13 protein-coding genes are annotated in these 17,889 nt (G+C 65.4%); 5 read left to right on the top strand and 8 right to left on the bottom strand.

Annotated elements, in window-relative coordinates; all coding sequences use genetic code 11:
• The first annotated feature begins 37 nt into the window (after positions 1-37).
• Positions 38-976, top strand: a complete 939-nt coding sequence (locus CR105_RS11445; RefSeq protein WP_099788572.1) for a universal stress protein — start codon at positions 38-40, stop codon at positions 974-976.
• A gap of 21 nt (positions 977-997) precedes the next feature.
• Here the strand turns inward: CR105_RS11445 and mnmH are convergent, their stop codons facing one another.
• Complete coding sequence (gene mnmH / locus CR105_RS11440; protein WP_099788571.1) at positions 998-2,053, bottom strand: tRNA 2-selenouridine(34) synthase MnmH; 1,056 nt, start codon at positions 2,051-2,053, stop codon at positions 998-1,000.
• Positions 2,050-2,676, bottom strand: a complete 627-nt coding sequence (locus tag CR105_RS11435) for an arylesterase (RefSeq protein WP_099788570.1) — start codon at positions 2,674-2,676, stop codon at positions 2,050-2,052. Before CR105_RS11435 ends, mnmH begins: the two co-directional genes overlap by 4 nt.
• Between CR105_RS11435 and CR105_RS11430 the strand changes: the two genes are divergently transcribed.
• Positions 2,675-3,391 carry an ABC transporter ATP-binding protein gene (locus CR105_RS11430; RefSeq protein WP_099788569.1) on the top strand — a complete coding sequence of 239 codons (717 nt, stop codon included), beginning with the start codon at positions 2,675-2,677 and terminating at the stop codon, positions 3,389-3,391. The two genes, CR105_RS11435 and CR105_RS11430, sit on opposite strands and share 2 nt — an antisense overlap.
• On the opposite strand, the gene CR105_RS11425 is transcribed toward CR105_RS11430, so the two are convergent.
• On the bottom strand, positions 3,363-4,883 hold the full coding sequence (locus CR105_RS11425) for an NAD(P)H-hydrate dehydratase (protein ID WP_099788568.1): 1,521 nt from the start codon (positions 4,881-4,883) through the stop codon (positions 3,363-3,365). The genes CR105_RS11430 and CR105_RS11425 overlap by 29 nt on opposite strands.
• A 115-nt stretch (positions 4,884-4,998) precedes the next feature.
• Between CR105_RS11425 and CR105_RS11420 the strand changes: the two genes are divergently transcribed.
• Positions 4,999-8,595, top strand: coding sequence for a hydantoinase B/oxoprolinase family protein (locus tag CR105_RS11420; protein WP_099788567.1), 3,597 nt, complete (start codon positions 4,999-5,001; stop codon positions 8,593-8,595).
• A gap of 18 nt (positions 8,596-8,613) precedes the next feature.
• Here the strand turns inward: CR105_RS11420 and CR105_RS11415 are convergent, their stop codons facing one another.
• Entirely contained in the window at positions 8,614-10,242 is a 1,629-nt protein-coding gene (locus CR105_RS11415; RefSeq protein WP_099788566.1) for a tetratricopeptide repeat-containing response regulator, read from the bottom strand.
• Between the two features lie 275 nt (positions 10,243-10,517).
• Here CR105_RS11415 and purL point away from each other — a divergent pair, with 275 nt between their 5' ends.
• Positions 10,518-14,543, top strand: a complete 4,026-nt coding sequence (gene purL, locus CR105_RS11410; protein ID WP_099788565.1) for a phosphoribosylformylglycinamidine synthase — start codon at positions 10,518-10,520, stop codon at positions 14,541-14,543.
• Between the two features lie 89 nt (positions 14,544-14,632).
• On the opposite strand, the gene CR105_RS11405 is transcribed toward purL, so the two are convergent.
• Together CR105_RS11405 and relB are read right to left on the bottom strand one after the other, a co-directional pair.
• Positions 14,633-14,908, bottom strand: a complete 276-nt coding sequence (locus CR105_RS11405; RefSeq protein ID WP_099788564.1) for a type II toxin-antitoxin system RelE/ParE family toxin — start codon at positions 14,906-14,908, stop codon at positions 14,633-14,635.
• Entirely contained in the window at positions 14,883-15,086 is a 204-nt protein-coding gene (gene relB, locus CR105_RS11400) for a type II toxin-antitoxin system RelB family antitoxin (protein WP_099788563.1), read from the bottom strand. The genes CR105_RS11405 and relB overlap by 26 nt, the downstream gene beginning before the upstream one ends.
• A gap of 264 nt (positions 15,087-15,350) precedes the next feature.
• Between relB and CR105_RS11395 the strand changes: the two genes are divergently transcribed.
• On the top strand, positions 15,351-16,166 hold the full coding sequence (locus CR105_RS11395) for a hypothetical protein (protein WP_131021677.1): 816 nt from the start codon (positions 15,351-15,353) through the stop codon (positions 16,164-16,166).
• 80 nt (positions 16,167-16,246) lie between these two features.
• On the opposite strand, the gene CR105_RS11390 is transcribed toward CR105_RS11395, so the two are convergent.
• Positions 16,247-17,014 carry a peptidylprolyl isomerase gene (locus tag CR105_RS11390; protein WP_099788561.1) on the bottom strand — a complete coding sequence of 256 codons (768 nt, stop codon included), beginning with the start codon at positions 17,012-17,014 and terminating at the stop codon, positions 16,247-16,249.
• Between the two features lie 69 nt (positions 17,015-17,083).
• A complete protein-coding gene (locus tag CR105_RS11385; RefSeq protein WP_099788560.1) occupies positions 17,084-17,863 on the bottom strand; it encodes a peptidylprolyl isomerase in 780 nt (259 codons plus the stop codon).
• Positions 17,864-17,889 lie beyond the last annotated feature (26 nt).

The raw sequence follows: 17,889 nt of genomic DNA, 5'->3' as shown, positions 1-17,889 counted from the left end.
ATCCGTTGCCCTCGCGCGGACAAACACGGAGCAAATAATGTCAACATTCCAGAAAATACTATTTGCCAGCCAGGCAGTCACGGACGACGTAACAGCCCTCGAGGAGGCGCTGGCTACCGCTCGTCGCAATCAGGCCGACCTCAGTGCCCTGATCGTCTGCCCGGAGTTTCCCGCAAAGCAAGCGAAGTATCGTGAGCGATATGAAGCTTCGCTGGTTCAGCATCTTGACGCGTCGATCCTGGCGGCACGCGCGGCAACGGGCATAAGTGCAGAAGATGTGCCGGTACCGATTCATGTGGACAGTGGCAGCACGCCGGCCGTGCGCATCATTCAACACGTGCAGCGACATGGAGCCGATCTGCTGATCAAGGAAGCTGAACAAGACGATGCCGACCGGGGCTTTAAGGCCGTGGACATGGAACTGTTGCGCAAATGCCCGTGCCCGGTATGGTTGAGCCGCCCGGGGTTCGACAGGACCGACGGGGTAAAGGTGGCAGTCGCAATCGACCCGCAGGGCGCGGACCGGGAAGCGGAAGAACTGTCCGCGCGCCTCCTCCGCTTGGCGCGTTCCGTGTCGGATCAGTTTGGCTGCGAATTGCAAGTCGTATCGTGCTGGGATTTCCCATTCGAAGAATATCTCCGCGACAACGTATGGATCGAAATGTCGGACGAAGAGATCCTCGATACGGTGCTGCAGACTCAGCGCGTCCACCGCACCGCCCTTGACAGGGCAGTGAAGAAGTCGGCCATTGTTGGGCAATTGCACGTCCATCACGTGCGTGGACAGCCTGACAAGGCGCTCCTGCAGTTTGTCGCCGACCACCATATCGATCTGCTGGTCATGGGCACCGTCGCACGCACCGGCATTCCCGGATTTGTAATTGGCAACACGGCGGAGAACGTGTTTCGCAAGCTGGACTGTGCGCTGCTAGCGGTCAAGCCAGCCGGTTTCGGTCCGCCGCTAGAGGCGACCTGACGGCGACCGGCGGGCAGGGCGCTATCGAGCGTGCAGATAGTGCGCGGCGGCGAGGAAATCGTCCTTGCCGATGTCGGGCAACTCGAGCACCTCGGCGTGGCCGAACAGCGTGAAATTGCGGTCGATCGACCTGATATAGGCCGGATCGTAGTGGTTCACCAGCAATTCGTCGACCAGTTGCGGCATGCGGCCGTCGTTGGCCATGTCGTGCCAGGCCGTGATCTTGTCGCGCCCGTGCAGCTTGACCAGGCACTCGAGCTGGGTGTTCAGCAACGCCGGATCGGTGGTGAAGTGGCGATAGTCCTCCATCAGCAGGCGCACCCGATTGGTCCGCGACAGGGTCAGCGAAATGCACGGCGACAGGCGCATCTGTTCCATCAAGGCGTCGGGCACGCGCAGGTTGCCGACCTTCTTGCTTTCGGACTCGACGAAGACCGGCCGCGACGAATCGAACTGGCGCAGCTTTTCCCACACCATCGTTTCGAACATTTTCTGCGACGGCTGCGGCTGGCTGGGCAGGTTGCCCAGTACCGAACCGCGGTGCGCGGCCAGCTGCTCGAGGTCGAGCACCTGGGCGCCGATCGCGTCGAGCACTTCGAGCAGGCGGCTCTTGCCGCTGCCGGTGGTGCCGCAGATGACCTTGAAGGCGAGCCGCGGCGGCACCGCCAGGTCCTCGCTGACGTGGGCACGGTAGGCCTTGTAGCCGCCGTCGAGCTGGATGGCCGGCCAGCCGATCCGGGCCAGCACGTGCGCCATGGCGCCGCTGCGGTTGCCGCCGCGCCAGCAGTAGATCAGCGGTTTCCAGTCGCGCGGCTTGCCGATCCACAGCTCTTCGATGTGGCGGGCGATGTTGCGCGACACGAGCGCGGCGCCGAGCTTCTTCGCTTCGAACGAGTTCACCTGTACATACATGGTGCCGACGCGGATGCGTTCCTCGTCGTTCAGCACTGGGCAGTTGATGGCGCCGGGAATATGGTCGAGCGCGAACTCGGACTCGCTGCGCACGTCGATGATGGCGTCGAATTCGCCCAGCACCGGCAGCACGTCGGCGAAACTCTGGATGGCCGGGTATCTCATCGGGCTTTGACCAGCGGCAGGATCTTCGGCCAGATGTTGGCGAGGATGACCGGGTGGGCCTGGGCGGTCGGGTGCAGGCGGTCGGCCTGGAACAGCGCCGGCTTTTCGGCCACGCCTTCGAGCATGAACGGCACCAGCGGCGCCTTCATCTGGGTCGAGATGGTCTTGTACATACTGAAGAAGCGTTCGGTGTAATCGCGCCCGTAATTGGGCGGCATGCGCATGCCCACCAGCAGCACCTGCGCATCGTTCTTGCGCGCCATGTCGACCATCGCGCGCAGGTTGGCCTCGGCGGCGGCGACCGGCAGGCCGCGCAGGCCGTCGTTGGCGCCAAGCTCGATGACCACCAGCGCCGGCTTGTGCTGGGTCAGCAGTGCCGGCAGGCGGGTGCGCCCGCCGCTGGTCGTTTCGCCGCTGATGCTGGCGTTGACGATGCGGGCGTCGACCTTCTCGGCCTTGAGTTTTTGTTCGAGCAGCGCGACCCAGCCGCTGCCGCGGCTCAGGCCATATTCGGCCGACAGGCTGTCGCCGAGCACGAGCACCGTTTTTGGTGCAGAATGGGCGAGCGCCGCGGCCAGCAACAGCACCGCGCCGAGCATCCATTTAGTGAGAAAAGCAAGCATGCGTGACATCCAGGAAGCATCCAAAAGTTATGTTAACGAACAAGCCGGCAAGCCGGCGGCGATTGAAGTTCGCCAGCTATCGAAGAAGGTAGCCGACGCCAGCGGCGAACTGACCATCTTGCACAGCGTCGATTTTACAGTGCAACCGGCTGAGACGCTCGCGATCGTGGGCGCGTCCGGTTCCGGCAAGTCCACCTTGCTCGGCCTGCTGGCCGGACTCGACAATCCATCGACCGGTACCGTGATCCTCGACGGCGTCGACATTTTCGCCCTCGACGAGGATGGCCGTGCGCGGCTGCGGATGGCCAAGCTGGGCTTCGTGTTCCAGTCGTTCCAACTGCTGGCGCACCTGAACGCGCTGGAAAACGTCATGCTGCCGCTCGAATTGCGCGGCGAGGCGGACGCGCGCGCGAAGGCGACGGCGATGCTGGGCCGGGTCGGCCTCGACAGCCGGCTCAAGCATTATCCCAAGTTTCTGTCCGGCGGCGAGCAGCAGCGCGTGGCGCTGGCGCGCGCCTTCGTCACCGAGCCGCCGCTGCTGTTTGCCGACGAGCCGACCGGCAGCCTTGATGCGGCCACCGGCGAAGCGGTCATCCAGCTGATGTTCGAACTCAATCGCGAACGCGGCTCGACCCTGGTGCTGGTCACGCACGACACCTCGATCGCGGCGCGCTGCGGGCGCACCATCACGATTGCGGCCGGCCGTTTGGTCTGACCGCGCTGGCAGCCACCAGTTCATTGAGCACCGAGCGCGCCGCCGCGGGCAGTTCGCCGGCGACCATGCCGATCGGGCCGGTTCCCTGTTCGACCAGGCGGTCGGCGGCGGCGCCATGGATCCACACCGCGCCCAGCGCCGCCTCGCGCGCCGGCCATCCCTGCGCCAGCAGGCTGCCGCAGATCCCGGCCAGCACGTCGCCGGTGCCGGCCGTGGCCAGGCCGGGGTTGCCGGTGGCGTTGACGACCGCTGCGCCATCGACGTCGGCGATCACGCTGCCGGCACCCTTGAGCACGACAATCGACTGAAGGCTGGCGGCCAGCGCGCGGGCGCAACCCAGCCGGTCGCGCTGGACTTCGGCCACCGTGACGCCGAGCAGGCGCGCCGCTTCCAGCGGATGCGGCGTGAGCACGGTGGGCGCCGAGCGGCCGGCTACACGCTCGCGCAGGTCGACGCTGGCCGCGATCAGATTCAGCGCATCGGCGTCGATGACCAGTGCGGCGTCGCCGGCCAGGGCCTTGGCCAGCAGCTCCATCGCGAGCGCCGAGCCGCCCATGCCGGGACCGATCACCAGCGTGCCTTCGCCGATGGCAAAGTCGGCGGCGCTGCGAAACATGATTTCGGGCTGCACGCTGTCGAAGGCCGGGCCAGGATCGAGCGCGGCCACCAGCACGCGGCCGGCGCCGGCGAACAGCGCGCCGCGCGCCGACAGCGTGGGCGCACCGGCCATGCCATGCGCGCCGCCGACGATGGCGACGTCGCCAAAGCTACCCTTGTGCGAATTGTGCAGGCGCCGCTTCACGCAGCGAGCGAACAGCGCCGGTTCGTTCAGCTGCGCCTGCGCGGGCGGGAAGTGAGCGTCGGCTATCGCCAGCGCGTCGACCTGCACCGCGCCGGCATGGTCAACGCCTTCGAACGTATGCAGGCCTGGCTTGTCGCCGATAAAGGTGAGGGTGCGCGCAGCGTGGATGGCGACGCCGTCCGGGCCGACGACGGCGCCGCTGTCGGCATCGAGCCCGCTCGGCACATCGAGCGACAGCACTGGCCAGCCCAGCGCGTTGACCGCTTCCACCAGCGCGCGGGCCGGGCCGTCGAGCGCGCGCGCCAGGCCAATGCCGAACAGGCCGTCGATCACCAGGCCAGGCTCGAGGTCGGGCAGTTCGCCGAGAAAGCGCACCTGGCTTTCGGCGGCGTGGGCGAGGGCGGCCGCCGTTTCCGGCGACGTGGCCTGAGTGCCCGGCAGGTGGATCACCGCGACATCGACGCCGGCGCTGGCGTGGGCCAGGTTGGCGGCCGCCTCCAGCGCGTCGCCGCCGTTGTTGCCGGGGCCGGCCAGCAGCAGCACGCTGCGGTTGGCCAGGCCCGCCAGCAGCGCCAGCGCGACATTGGCGGCGGCGTGGCCGGCGCGCTGCATCAGCGCGCCCGGTTCGAGCGTGGCGGAGACCGCGTGTTCGATCGCGCGAATCTGCGCCACCGTATATAAAGGCTTCATCGAATCTCCCGGGTTGACCAGGCATTTTAGCGCCGGTGACTGTGCATTTTCGCTAATTTTTGCGCTGGGGGCGAATACAATACGTCAGGAAGCTTAACAAAAGCGAGGAGCAGGCATGGACTGGCAGTTCTGGATTGATCGCGGCGGCACGTTTACCGACATCGTCGCGCGCCGGCCGGACGGCCAGCTGGCCACCCATAAACTGCTGTCGGACGATCCAGAGCGCTACCGCGATGCCGCGGTGGCCGGCATCCGCCACCTGCTGGGCCTGGGCGCGGACGGCGCGATCCCGGTGGCGCGCATCGAGGCGGTGAAGATGGGAACCACCGTGGCCACCAACGCGCTGCTCGAGCGCAAGGGCGAGCCGACCGCGCTGGCGATCACGCGCGGCTTTCGCGACGCCTTGCGCATCGCCTACCAGAACCGCCCGCGATTGTTCGACCGCCACATCGTACTGCCCGAATTGCTGTATTCGGACGTGATTGAAATCGACGAGCGCGTGGGCGCCCATGGCGACGTCCTGCGCCCGCTCGACGAAGCGGCCACGCGCGCCGCGCTGCAGGCGCTGCATGACCAGGGCCTGCGCTCGCTCGCCATCGTCTTCATGCACGGCTACCGTTACACCGAACACGAGGCGGCCGCGGCGCGCATCGCCGCCGTCATCGGCTTCACGCAGATATCGGTGTCGCACCGGGTCAGCCCGATGATGAAACTGGTCGCGCGCGGCGACACCACCGTGGTCGACGCCTACCTGTCGCCGATCCTGCGCCGCTACGTCGACCAGGTGGCCAGCCAGATGCCGGGCGTGAACCTGCAGTTCATGCAGTCGAACGGCGGCCTGACCGACGCGCGCGCCTTCCAGGGCAAGGACAGCATCCTGTCGGGACCTGCCGGCGGCATTGTCGGCATGGTGCGCGCCAGCCAGCTGGCCGGGTTCGATCGGGTGATCGGTTTCGACATGGGCGGCACCTCGACCGACGTATCGCATTTTTCGGGCGAGTTCGAACGCGTGTTCGAGACGCAGGTGGCGGGCGTGCGCATGCGCGCGCCGATGATGAGCATCCATACGGTGGCCGCCGGCGGCGGCTCGATCCTGCACTTCGACGGCAGCCGCTATCGGGTGGGGCCGGACAGCGCAGGCGCCAATCCCGGGCCGGCCAGCTATCGGCGCGGCGGGCCGCTGGCGGTCACCGACTGCAATCTGATGCTGGGAAAAATCCAGCCGGCGTATTTTCCCCACCTGTTCGGAGCGGACGGCAGTGAGGCGCTCGACCGCGATATCGTCGCTGCCAGGTTCGCCGAAATGGCGCGCGACATCGGCGCGGCGACCGGCGCCACGTCGGCGCCCGAGCAGGTGGCCGAAGGCTTCATCCGCATCGCAGTAGGCAACATGGCGAATGCGATCAAGCAGATTTCGGTGCAGCGCGGGCACGACGTCACCGACTACACGCTGACCAGCTTCGGCGGCGCCGGCGGCCAGCACGCCTGCCTGGTGGCGGACGCGCTGGGCATGAAGACGGTGTTCGTGCATACGCTGGCCGGCGTCATGTCGGCCTACGGCATGGGCCTGGCCGACCAGACGGCGATGCGCGAAGCGGCGGTGGAGCTGAAACTGGCCGACGTTGGGCAGCAAGCGCTGGCGCGCCGGCTCAACGAGCTTGGCGACGGCGTGCGCGACGAGCTGCTCGCGCAAGGCGTCGCCGCGCAGCGCATCACGCTGGTGCGGCGCGTGCATCTGCGCTACGAAGGCACCGACTCGGCCATCATCGTGCTGTTCGACGAACCGGATGGCATGATGCGCCAGTTCCAGGCGGCCTACAAGAAGCGCTTCTCGTTCCTGATGCCGGCCAAGGCGCTGGTGGTGGAGGCGGTCTCGGTGGAGGCGATCGGCGCTTCCGGCGCGCCGCAGGAATCCATGCCCGCGCAGCCGCCGCGCGATGGCGCGCCGGCGCCGGCCGACACGGTGCGCATGTTCGGCGGCGACGTGTGGCACGCCACCGCGCTGTACCGGCGCGCCGACCTGCGCATCGGCGACCTGATTGGCGGGCCGGCCATCATCGCCGAGGACAACGCGACGACGGTGGTGGAACCTGGCTGGCAGGCCGAGGTTACGCCACATAACCACCTGGTGATGCGGCGAGTGGAGGCGCTGCCGGAGCGGCGCGCGATCGGCACCAGCGCCGACCCGGTGATGCTCGAGATCTTCAACAACCTGTTCATGTCGATCGCCGAGCAGATGGGACTGCGGTTGCAGAACACCGCCTATTCGGTCAACATCAAGGAGCGGCTCGACTTCAGCTGCGCGCTGTTCGACGCCGACGGCAACCTGATCGCCAACGCGCCGCACATGCCGGTGCACCTCGGCTCGATGGGCGAGAGCATCAAGACGGTGATGCGGGCGAACGCCGGCGCGATGCGATCCGGCGACGTCTTCATGCTCAACGATCCGTACAACGGCGGCACCCACCTGCCGGACGTCACGGTGATTTCGCCGGTGTTCGACGAGCTTGGTGAGACCATCCTGTTCTATGTCGGCTCGCGCGGGCACCATGCCGACATAGGCGGCACCACGCCCGGCTCGATGCCGCCCGATTCCGAATTCATCGAGCAGGAAGGCGTCTTGATCAACAACTTCAAGCTGGTCGACGGCGTCGACGGCCTGCTGCGCGACAGCGAGGCGCGTGCCTTGCTGCTTGGTGCGCGCTACCCGGCGCGCAACCCCGACCAGAACATGGCGGACCTGCGCGCGCAGGTGGCGGCCAACCAGAAGGGCGTCGAAGAACTGCGCAAGATGGTGGCCCATTTCGGTCTCGACGTGGTGCGCGCCTACATGGGGCACGTGCAGGACAACGCCGAGGAAGCGGTGCGGCGCGTGATTACCGCGCTGAAGGACGGCCACTACCACCTGGAGCTCGACAACGGCGCGCGCATCGAGGTGGCGATTCGGGTCGACCAGGCCACGCGCAGCGCGGAAATCGACTTCACCGGCACCTCGCCGCAGCTGCCGAACAACTTCAACGCGCCATCGGCGGTGTGCATGGCGGCGGTGCTGTACGTATTTCGCACGCTGGTCGACGACGAGATCCCGCTCAACGCCGGCTGCCTGAAGCCGCTGCGGGTGATCATTCCGCCCGGTTCGATGCTCAATCCGCGCTATCCGGCCTCCGTCGTGTCGGGCAATGTCGAGACGTCGACCTGCATCACCAATGCGCTGTACGGGGCGCTCGGCGTGATGGCCGCGGCGCAGGGGACGATGAACAACTTCACCTTCGGGAACGCCAGGTACCAGTATTACGAGACCATTTCAGGCGGCTCGGGCGCCGGCGAAGGCTTCGACGGCACCGATGTAGTGCAGACGAACATGACCAATTCGCGCCTGACCGATCCCGAGATACTCGAATTCCGCTTCCCGGTGCGGCTCGAGTCGTACGAGATCCGGCACGGCTCGGGCGGTGCGGGGCGCTGGCACGGCGGCAACGGCGGCGTGCGCAGGGTGCGCTTCCTCGAGCCGATGACGGCAGCAATCCTGTCGAACAACCGGATCCATGCGCCGTTCGGGATGGCTGGCGGCAGCCCGGGCGCGCTGGGCCAGAACCGCGTCGAGCGCGCCGACGGCAGCGCCTTGACGCTGGCGCATATCGGCAAAGTGGAGATGGGCGCCGGCGACGTGTTCGTCATCGAGACGCCCGGAGGCGGCGGCTACGGTCGCTAGCCGCTGGCTGCGTTGCGGTCAGGCAGAGATACCGTACTTGCGCTTGGCGTTGATGTAGTCGTCGTTCAACTGCAGCAGCGACGCATGCGCGGCGTCGAGCTTGCGGATGGTGTCGATGACGCCGTCGCATTGTTCGGCCAGCGGGTGGTCCCATCCCAGTTCGCCGAGCTGGCGCAGCATCGCTTTGGCCGCCGCGACCATCACCGCCATGTTCCCTGGCGCCATGCGGCGCGCTTCGAGCAGCGTCTGCACCGCTCCCTTGAAGTCGCCCATGCTGGTTTTCTCGCCGGCGACGTTGAGCAGTTCCTGCGCCTGCGCCTTCAGCTGGGCGCCGATGCCGTCGGCCAGGTCGGGCCGGCCGGCCTTGACGAACACGCTGATCGCCTGCTGCATCGAGATGCCGCTGGCGCCGTCGTTCATCGCCGACAGCATCACTTCCGACGCTTCCTTGTCCAGTTTGTTGGCTAGGCAGCTGCGCGCCAGGCCGATGCGCAGGTTGGCCGACAACGCCGGACAGGTTCGCATGGCAAGCACCGCGGCATTGAGTTCGTCCGTTGCGCCGGCGCTGTTGCCGGCCGATTCGTGCAGCAGCGCCGCCGATATCGCCTTGCACGCGTCGAGGCTCGGATTGCCGCGCATGGACTTTTCGAGGTCGCGGATCACGCCGCCGGCCTGCACCGGGTCGCCCTTCTTGATAAGCGCCTTGACCAGGTTGACATGGTCCTCGGGGTCGCGGAACTCGGAGTACCTGGCCTTGGCGACGACCTGCTTGAACGATTTCTCGGCGGCGGCGGCGTCGCCCGCCTCCAACGCGACTTCGCCGAGCTTGCGCAGGCGGCGCACCATGTGCGGCGAAATCGCCACCGCGTCTTCGAGGATGCGCTGGGCGCTGACGGGCGAGCCATTGTGCTCGTGGCAGCGCGCCAGCAAGTCGTAGGCCGCCATCAGTTTCGGGTTGTCGGACACCAGTTTGACCAGCAGCGATTCGGCTTCGGCCTGGCGATCCTGGGCAAACAGCGTGCGCGCCAGTCCAAGTCCGGCCCAGCCGATCGGCTTGACCGCCAGGACTTCCGAATACAGCGTCTCGGCCTGCGCCAGCTCGTTCAGACTCACGTGCAGCTCGGCGCGCAGGCGCGCAAAGTCGAGCGCGTAGGGCGGATGCTCGGCGCCGGCCGCGGCGCAGGCCTTGATCGCTTCGCGCAGGTTGCCCTGGCCGATCAACTGGTAAGCGGGGATGAAGGCGCGGCGGCGCTCGATCGCGCGCATGATGCGGGCGCTGAGCATGTCGACCGTGAACGGCTTGAGGATGTAGCCGGTCGGCGTCAGTTCGGCCGCGCTGACCACTTTGCTGTAGACGCCTTCCGAGGTGATCATGATGAAGATGGTCAGCAGGCCAATCAGCTGGTGGTGGCGCAGGTCTTCGAGCAGCTGCTGGCCGTCCTGGCCGTCGTCCGAGGCGCTGCCAAGGTCGTACTCGCACAGGATGATGTCGTACGATTTCTTGGCCAGCTGCTTGATGGCCGTGCCTGAGCTGACCACGTAGTCGATCTTGCTGATGCCGGCTTGGTTCAGCATGTTTTGCAGGCTGCCCCGCATCCCCGGGTTGGGGTCGACGACCAGAACTGTCAAATTGCTATTTTCTTGCATCGGGCTTTACTCTGGTGTGCCGGTCGGGCCGGGGTGGTTTGTCTCGTCGCTTTACGTGCTTGTCCCACTGTTTACGGCGAATGCCGGAAAGTCTTGAAACCGGACGATACGCTATTGTTGATCTACCACGCAATAGCAATGAGCAGCTGGCCCGGTCGGCGCGCCCTCATGGTGCAACGCGGTATAATAGCGGCCTGGTAAACCTGCCTCGATCATCACCTTTGCCGCCTCCACCTTTAACCCGCAGCCACGCTGCATCAACCTATATCCCAACCATGTTGATTCTGTCGGGTTCAAACGCCCTGTCCGCATTCCGTAGCCAACGCCTCCTGAGCCAACTGCAGTCAGCCGCCCCGCATGTCGCCGCGGTCCAGGCGCGCTTCGTCCACTTCATCGATTCGAGCGCGCCGCTGTCGGCCGACGACAGCGTCCGCATCGAGGCGATGCTGACCTACGGCGAGCCGGCGCACGCCGCCGCAGCCGGCGGCGCCGTGGAGGAGTTCTTTGTCATCCCGCGCTTCGGCACCATTTCGCCGTGGGCCTCGAAGGCAACCGACATCGCCCACAACTGCGGCATGGCGCATGTGCACCGCATCGAGCGCGGCATCGCCTACGCCATTGAGCTCAAGGGTGGCATCCTCGGCACCGGCATCGGCGCGGCCAAAAAGCTGACCGACAGCGAACTGCAGGCGGTAGCGGCGCTGCTGCACGACCGCATGACCGAGTCGGTGCTGCGCAACGCCGACCAGGCCGCGCAGCTGTTCCAGGAACTCGACGCCAAGCCGCTCGAATCGGTCGACCTGCTCGGCGAAGGCAGGGCGGCGCTGGAGTTTGCCAACAGCGACCTCGGACTGGCCTTGTCGGACGACGAGATCGACTACCTGCTCGAGGCGTTCACGCGCGTCAGGCGCAATCCGACCGACGTCGAACTGATGATGTTCGCCCAGGCGAACAGCGAGCACTGCCGCCACAAGATCTTCAACGCCGACTGGGTCATCGACGGCGAGAAGCAGGACAAGTCGCTGTTCCAGATGATCAAGAACACCCACCAGCTGCAGCCGAAGGGCACGATCGTCGCCTACAGCGACAATTCGTCGATCATGGAAGGGGCCACCGTGACGCGCTTCTATCCGCGCGGCGCCGGCCACGAATACGCCGCCTCGACCGAACTGACGCACACCTTGATGAAGGTCGAGACGCACAATCACCCGACCGCGATTTCGCCGTTCCAGGGCGCCTCCACCGGCGCCGGCGGCGAGATCCGCGACGAGGGCGCGACCGGCCGCGGCGCCAAGCCGAAGGCCGGCCTGACCGGCTTCACGGTGTCGAACCTGATGATCCCTGGGTTTGAACGCGCATGGGAAAACGCCGCCAGCGTCACCGCGCCGTTCGCCCAGCGGGTGCCTGCCGGCGCCTACGGCAAGCCGGAGCGCATCGCGTCGCCGCTGCAGATCATGATCGACGGCCCGCTTGGCGGCGCGGCGTTCTCCAACGAATTCGGCCGCCCGGTACTGGGCGGCTACTTCCGCACGTATGAACAGAATATCGGCGACACCGTGTTCGGCTACCACAAGCCGATCATGATCGCCGGCGGCATCGGCAGCATCGCCGACCAGCACACCCACAAGAACGACATCCCGGTCGGCAGCCTGCTGATCCAGCTGGGTGGACCCGGCATGCGCATCGGCATGGGCGGCAGCGCCGCCTCGTCGATGGCGACCGGCGCCAACACGGCCGACCTGGACTTCGACTCGGTCCAGCGCGGCAATCCCGAGATGGAGCGGCGCGCGCAGGAAGTGATCAACGCGTGCTGGCAAATGGGGCTTGATAATCCGATCATCTCGATCCACGACGTCGGCGCCGGCGGCCTGTCGAACGCGTTCCCGGAAATCGTCAACGACGCCAAGCGCGGCGCGATCTTCGACCTGCGCAAGGTGCCGCTGGAAGAAAGCGGCATGGCGCCGAAGGAAATCTGGAGCAACGAGTCGCAGGAGCGCTATGTGCTGGCAATCGCGCCGCAGGACCTGCCGCTGTTCGCCGCCCTGTGCGAGCGCGAGCGCTGCCTGTACGCCCCGGTCGGCGTCGCCACCGAAGAGCGCCAGCTCAAGCTGATCGATCCGCAGGGCGACAACAACCCGGTCGACATGCCGATGGATGTCCTGCTCGGCAAACCGCCGAAGATGCAGCGCGACGTGCAGCACGTGCAGCAGGCTTTCCCGGCGGTCGATCTGACCGGCCTCGAACTGACCGACGTGGCGCGCCGTGTGCTGCTGCTGCCGGCGGTCGCCGACAAGTCGTTCCTGATCACGATTGGCGACCGCAGCGTCGGCGGCATGACCATGCGCGACCAGATGGTCGGCCCGTGGCAGGTGCCGGTGGCCGATGTCGCCGTCACCGCGATGAGCTTCGAGGGCTACCTCGGCGAAGCGATGGCGATGGGCGAGCGCACGCCGCTGGCGGTGATCAATGCCGCCGCGTCGGGCCGGATGGCAGTGGGCGAGGCGATCACCAACATCGCCGCCGCCGCCATCAAGGACATCTCGGACATCAAGCTGTCGGCCAACTGGATGGCCGCCTGCGGCCAGCCAGGCCAGGACGCGGCGCTGTTCGACACCGTCAAGGCAGTCGGGATGGAGCTGTGCCCGGCGCTGGGCATCAGTATCCCGGTCGGCAAGGATTCGCTGTCGATGCGCACGACATGGACTGACGGCGAGGCCGGCAAGGCGGTGGTGTCGCCGGTGTCGCTGATCGTCTCGGCGTTCGCGCCGGTGGCCGACGTGCGCCGCACGCTGACGCCGCAGTTGCGCGCCGACGCGGGCGAATCCGTGATGATCCTGGTCGACCTCGGACGCGGCAAGAACCGCCTCGGCGCCTCGGCGCTGGCGCAGGTGACGCAGCAGCTCGGCAACGACGTGCCGGACGTCGACAGCGCGGACGACCTGAAAGGCTTCTTCGCCGCGATCCAGCAGTTGAGCGCCGACGGCAAGCTGCTGGCCTACCACGACCGCTCCGACGGCGGCCTGTATGCGACCTTGTGCGAGATGGCGTTTGCCGGCCGCACCGGCATCACCGTCAACCTCGACATCCTGGCGATGGAAGGCGAGCACGCAGCCGACTGGGGCGACGCCAAGAATTGGGCCGGCCAGGTGGCCGAGCGCCGCAATGAACTGACCTTGCGCGCGCTGTTCGCCGAAGAACTGGGCGCCGTCATCCAGGTGCGCGCCGACGACAAGAGCGCGGTGATGAACGTGCTGCGCCAGTACCAGCTCGGCGCGTGCAGCCATATCATCGGCAAGCTCAATGAGCGCGGCGTGATCGAGTTCACGCGCGACGCGAAGACCATCTACAGCGAGCAGCGCAGCGCCTTGCACCGTCTGTGGAGCGAAACGAGCTGGCGCATCGCGCGCCTGCGCGACAATCCGGCCTGCGCCGACGCCGAATACGACCGCCTGCTCGACGTTGCCGATCCCGGCATCTCGCCGGTGCTGACGTTCGATCCGAGCGAGAACGTGGCGGCGCCATTCATCGGCACCGGCGCGCGGCCGCGCGTGGCGATCCTGCGCGAGCAGGGCGTCAACTCGCACATCGAGACGGCGTACGTGATGCACCAGGCCGGCTTCGCCGCGGTCGACGTGCACATGAGCGACCTGATTGCCGGGCGCGTCAAGCTCGACGACTTCCAGGGCGTGATCGCGGTTGGCGGCTTCTCGTACGGCGACGTGCTCGGCGCCGGCGAAGGCTGGGCCAAGACGATACTGTTCAACAACCTGTTGGCCGAGCAGTTCGCGCGCTTCTTCAACCGCGGCGACACCTTCGGACTGGGTGTCTGCAATGGCTGCCAGATGATGAGCAACCTGAAGTCGATCATCCCGGGCGCGCACGCGTGGCCGAAGTTCACCCGCAATAAGTCGGAGCAGTTCGAAGCGCGTTTCGGCATGGTCGAGGTGCTCGACTCGCCGTCGATCTTCTTCGCCGGCATGGCCGGCACCAGGACGGCCATCGCCATCGCCCACGGCGAGGGTTACGCCGATTTCTCGCAGACCGGCGACAGCGCAGCGGTGATTCGTTCGCTGCGCTTCGTCGACAACCGCGGCGAAGCGACCGAGGCGTATCCGTTCAACCCGAACGGCTCGCCGCAGGGCTTGACCGCCGTGACCACGGCCGACGGGCGCTTCTCGGTGATGATGCCGCACGCCGAACGCGTGTTCCGCTCGGTGCAGCAGTCGTGGCATCCGGAGGCGTGGGGCGAGGATTCGCCGTGGATGCGCATGTTCCGCAATGCGCGCAAGTTCGTGGGGTAAGCAGATCGTAAATGTGATCAGCCGCCTGGCGGCTGGTCACTTGCACGTCATTTTGACTCTCCTGACTGCGCGACTGTGAATCGTGTCGGTCAGGGGTATTTCTGTCTCGAATGCAATGCAGAGACAATCTCGATTGCTGCTGCAGCTACCCGATACACGACGATATAGTTGGGGTGGGCAATAAGCTCGCGCGTACTTGGCACCCTCCCGGGGCGGTAAAGGTATGGGTGCTGTGGTAACTGGGAAACCAGCCGTTCGATTTGGCTGTAGAGATCAGTCGCTGCTTGTGGATTTCTACGTGCGATATAAGCGAAGATCGCCGCGAGATCCGATTGTGCCTCAGGTCGCCAAAGGATCGGAAGCATTGGGCCCGCGATTCGCTTCGATCACGTCGCGCAGGGTGGCCATCACCTCATCGTGTGGAATCATCGGGCGCTGGTCAGCAAGTGACGCCTCGACCTTTGCCCGAAACCAGCGTGCGTACGCTTCGGCTTCTTCTGTCGTCGCAAATTCGGACTCAATTGGTGTGAGAATGCTCTTCATCGTTCTAGATTATACCCACACCCACCGACAGCGCTTCATCAATGGCGCATTTTTCGTCGGATCTTTCGTTGCGTAATTACTGTTCGCACGCAATCTTTCGTTGACGAAACTCTACAAAACCTGTCGATGAGCTAACACAAGATTGACCGTTCGCTAAAGGCACACCATGTGCTGACAGCGACCCTGTCGAGTGGTTCGGTGAAGCCTGACGAAGCGCGTCAAGTCGCCGTATCCGGGGGCGTTGTATGCCAAAGGAGAATCGTCATGAACTGCCGCCGTATTCCCGCACGTGTGTTGCTCTTGCTTCCGTTCCTGTTCGCCCTGCAGCACAGCCATGCCCAACCGGCCGCGCCAGCCGTTTCGTCCACGCTCGACGTCTGCGTCGATGAAACCACGGGGAAATGGCGCTATTCGGGCGTGGTCACGGTGCTGGGCAAGGGCGATCCGGCCGCGCTTGCGGTGGGATACCGCGTGCAGAACGCGGTGAACCGCGACGGCTATGCCGATGCGCTGGTGTTGCCTAAAATTGCGGGCACGGAGCGCGGCATCATCGACCCGGCCACCGGCGCGACGACTTTCCTGTTCTCGGCGGACGCGGCGCCGCTCATCCTCGGCACGCTGCGCAATACCACCAGCGTGCAGGTTGGGACGGGCGCGACGACGTACGCGGCCGGCGCGGCATATGGGGCCCAGGTGTGCGGCTGCCCGGTGATCGGCTGCGTGCGCACCCAGGGCTACTGGAAGAGCAAGCCCGGCGTCGTGTGGTCGGCGCCGTATGACCGCGATGCGCAGTTCTTCCTCAGCGGGCTGACGTGGCAGCAATTGTTCAACACGCCGCCGCGCGGCAACGCCTACATCATCCTCGCGCACCAGTACATGGCGGCGCGGCTGAACACGGCGGTGCCGACCTCGGCGCCGGCCGGCGTGCAGGCCGTCTATTATGCGGCGCAAGAGTGGTTTGCCAGCGCCACGTTAGACACCTGCCCGAACGGCGCTTGCGCGCTGCAGAAGACGTGGGCAGCCACGCTGGACACCTACAACAACGGGCTGTATCCGGGCGCGCCGCAGCATTGCGATTGATGCGCAAAGCAAGGTCAATTCACCAGGCGTAAAAAAAGCGCTTCGAAACCGAAGCGCTTTTTCTTGCGGCGAGGTCCGGCTTACTGGACCTTGGCCTTCTTCATCAGTTCTTCGCGGTACGCCTGCAGCTTGCGCTGCTGCAGCGACTCGGCAACCTGGGCCTTGACTTCCTCGAACGGCGGAATCTTTGCCGCACGGGTTTCTTCGAGCTTGATGACGTGGTAGCCGAACTGGGTCTTGACCGGAGTTTCGGTAATCTGGCCCTTGTTCAGTGCGACCATCGCCTTCGAGAACTCAGGCACGTAGGAAGCAGCGCTTGCCCAGTCCAGGTCGCCGCCATTGGCTGCCGAACCGTCTTTCGACTGCTTGGCCAGCTCTTCGAACTTGCCGCCGGCTTTGAGCTTGGCGATGATGGCCTTCGCTTCATCTTCGGTGGCAACCAGGATATGGCGCGCGTGGTATTCCTTGTCGCCGACCTGCGACTTGTACTTGTCGTACTCGGCCTTGATTTCGGTGTCCTTGACCGGGTTCTTCTTGACGTAGTCGGCCAGCATCGCGTTGATGATGATGCTCTGGCGCGCGTTCTCGAGCGCGGTCTTGACTTCAGGACGGGTGCCGTAACCCTGTTTGTCGGCTTCCTGGATCAGCACCTCGCGGTTGATCAGGTCTTTCTTGATCGCTTCGCGCAGTTGCGGCGAATCGGTCTGCTTGCCTTGGGCAACGACTTGCTTGACGATCTGGTCGACCTTGGCCGATGGAATGGCTTTGCCGTTGACGGTGGCGACGTTCTGCGCAAATGCCGGCGCGGCGACGAAGGTCATGGCTAACAACAGGATGGCTGGTTTCATGCGTTTCCTCTAAAAATTCGCGTCTCACGACGGCGATGCCGGCGCCCGCGGGCGCCGGTGGTACTGGGTTTACTTGACGGTTGCTTTCTTGAGCATCGCTTCCTGGTACGCCTGCAGCTTCTTCTGCGCCAGCGCTTCTTCGATCTGGCCTTTTACTTCTTCCATGGCCGGGATCTTGGCAGGACGGGTGTCGTCGAGCTTGATGATGTGGAAACCGTTCGGGGTTTGCACGGCGGTCTCGGTGATCGCGCCTTTTTGCAGGCCGACAAACGCGTCGCTGAACACTTTCGGGAACGAATTAGGCGATGCCCAGTCGAGGTCGCCGCCGCTGGCCGCGGTGCCGGTGTCTTTCGACGTCTTGGCCAGCTCTTCGAACTTGGCGCCGCCTTTGAGCTTGGCGATGACCGCTTTCGCTTCAGCGTCGGTACCGACCAGGATGTGGCGGACATGGTATTCCTTGTCGCCGGCCTGCGCCTTGTAGCGATCGTATTCGGCCTTGATGTCGGCATCCTTGATCGGGTTCTTGGTCATGTAGTCACGCACCAGCGCGTTGATAACGATGGTCTGGTGGGCGTTTTCCATCTGCGACTTGACGGTCGCATCTTTCTCGAAGCCAGCCTTGACCGCTTCCTGCATCATCACTTCGCGCACGATCAGGTCTTTCTTGACCGCTTCGCGCAACTGCGGCGAATCCGGCTGCTGGCCTTGTGCCACAACCTGCTTGACGACGGCGTCGGCGCGCGACGACGGGATGGCTTTACCATTTACAACGGCGAGGTTTTGCGCGAAGGCCGGGATAGCGGCAACGGCAAGGAGTGCTAACAGCAAGCGGGCTGGCTTAAAGGTCATTATTGATTCCTGTTGGAAAGTTGCTT

Origin of the sequence: Massilia eurypsychrophila, assembly GCF_002760655.1 — a bacterium.
GTDB lineage: Bacteria > Pseudomonadota > Gammaproteobacteria > Burkholderiales > Burkholderiaceae_D > JAFCUW01.
The sequence above is the reverse complement of the archived record's forward strand: the minus strand, read 5'-3'. Positions and strand labels throughout refer to the sequence as shown.

Bases quoted from the DNA above. Each gene is read 5' to 3' on its own strand.
- CR105_RS11395 (WP_131021677.1), top strand. From the start codon at position 15,351: ATGAACTGCCGCCGTATTCCCGCACGTGTGTTGCTCTTGCTTCCGTTC.
- CR105_RS11430 (WP_099788569.1), top strand. From the start codon at position 2,675: ATGCGTGACATCCAGGAAGCATCCAAAAGTTATGTTAACGAACAAGCC.
- CR105_RS11385 (WP_099788560.1), bottom strand. From the start codon at position 17,863: ATGACCTTTAAGCCAGCCCGCTTGCTGTTAGCACTCCTTGCCGTTGCC.
- CR105_RS11390 (WP_099788561.1), bottom strand. From the start codon at position 17,014: ATGAAACCAGCCATCCTGTTGTTAGCCATGACCTTCGTCGCCGCGCCG.
- CR105_RS11435 (WP_099788570.1), bottom strand. From the start codon at position 2,676: ATGCTTGCTTTTCTCACTAAATGGATGCTCGGCGCGGTGCTGTTGCTG.
- relB (WP_099788563.1), bottom strand. From the start codon at position 15,086: ATGAAGAGCATTCTCACACCAATTGAGTCCGAATTTGCGACGACAGAA.
- CR105_RS11405 (WP_099788564.1), bottom strand. From the start codon at position 14,908: ATGCTTCCGATCCTTTGGCGACCTGAGGCACAATCGGATCTCGCGGCG.
- CR105_RS11445 (WP_099788572.1), top strand. From the start codon at position 38: ATGTCAACATTCCAGAAAATACTATTTGCCAGCCAGGCAGTCACGGAC.
- CR105_RS11415 (WP_099788566.1), bottom strand. From the start codon at position 10,242: ATGCAAGAAAATAGCAATTTGACAGTTCTGGTCGTCGACCCCAACCCG.
- mnmH (WP_099788571.1), bottom strand. From the start codon at position 2,053: ATGAGATACCCGGCCATCCAGAGTTTCGCCGACGTGCTGCCGGTGCTG.
- purL (WP_099788565.1), top strand. From the start codon at position 10,518: ATGTTGATTCTGTCGGGTTCAAACGCCCTGTCCGCATTCCGTAGCCAA.
- CR105_RS11420 (WP_099788567.1), top strand. From the start codon at position 4,999: ATGGACTGGCAGTTCTGGATTGATCGCGGCGGCACGTTTACCGACATC.
- CR105_RS11425 (WP_099788568.1), bottom strand. From the start codon at position 4,883: ATGAAGCCTTTATATACGGTGGCGCAGATTCGCGCGATCGAACACGCG.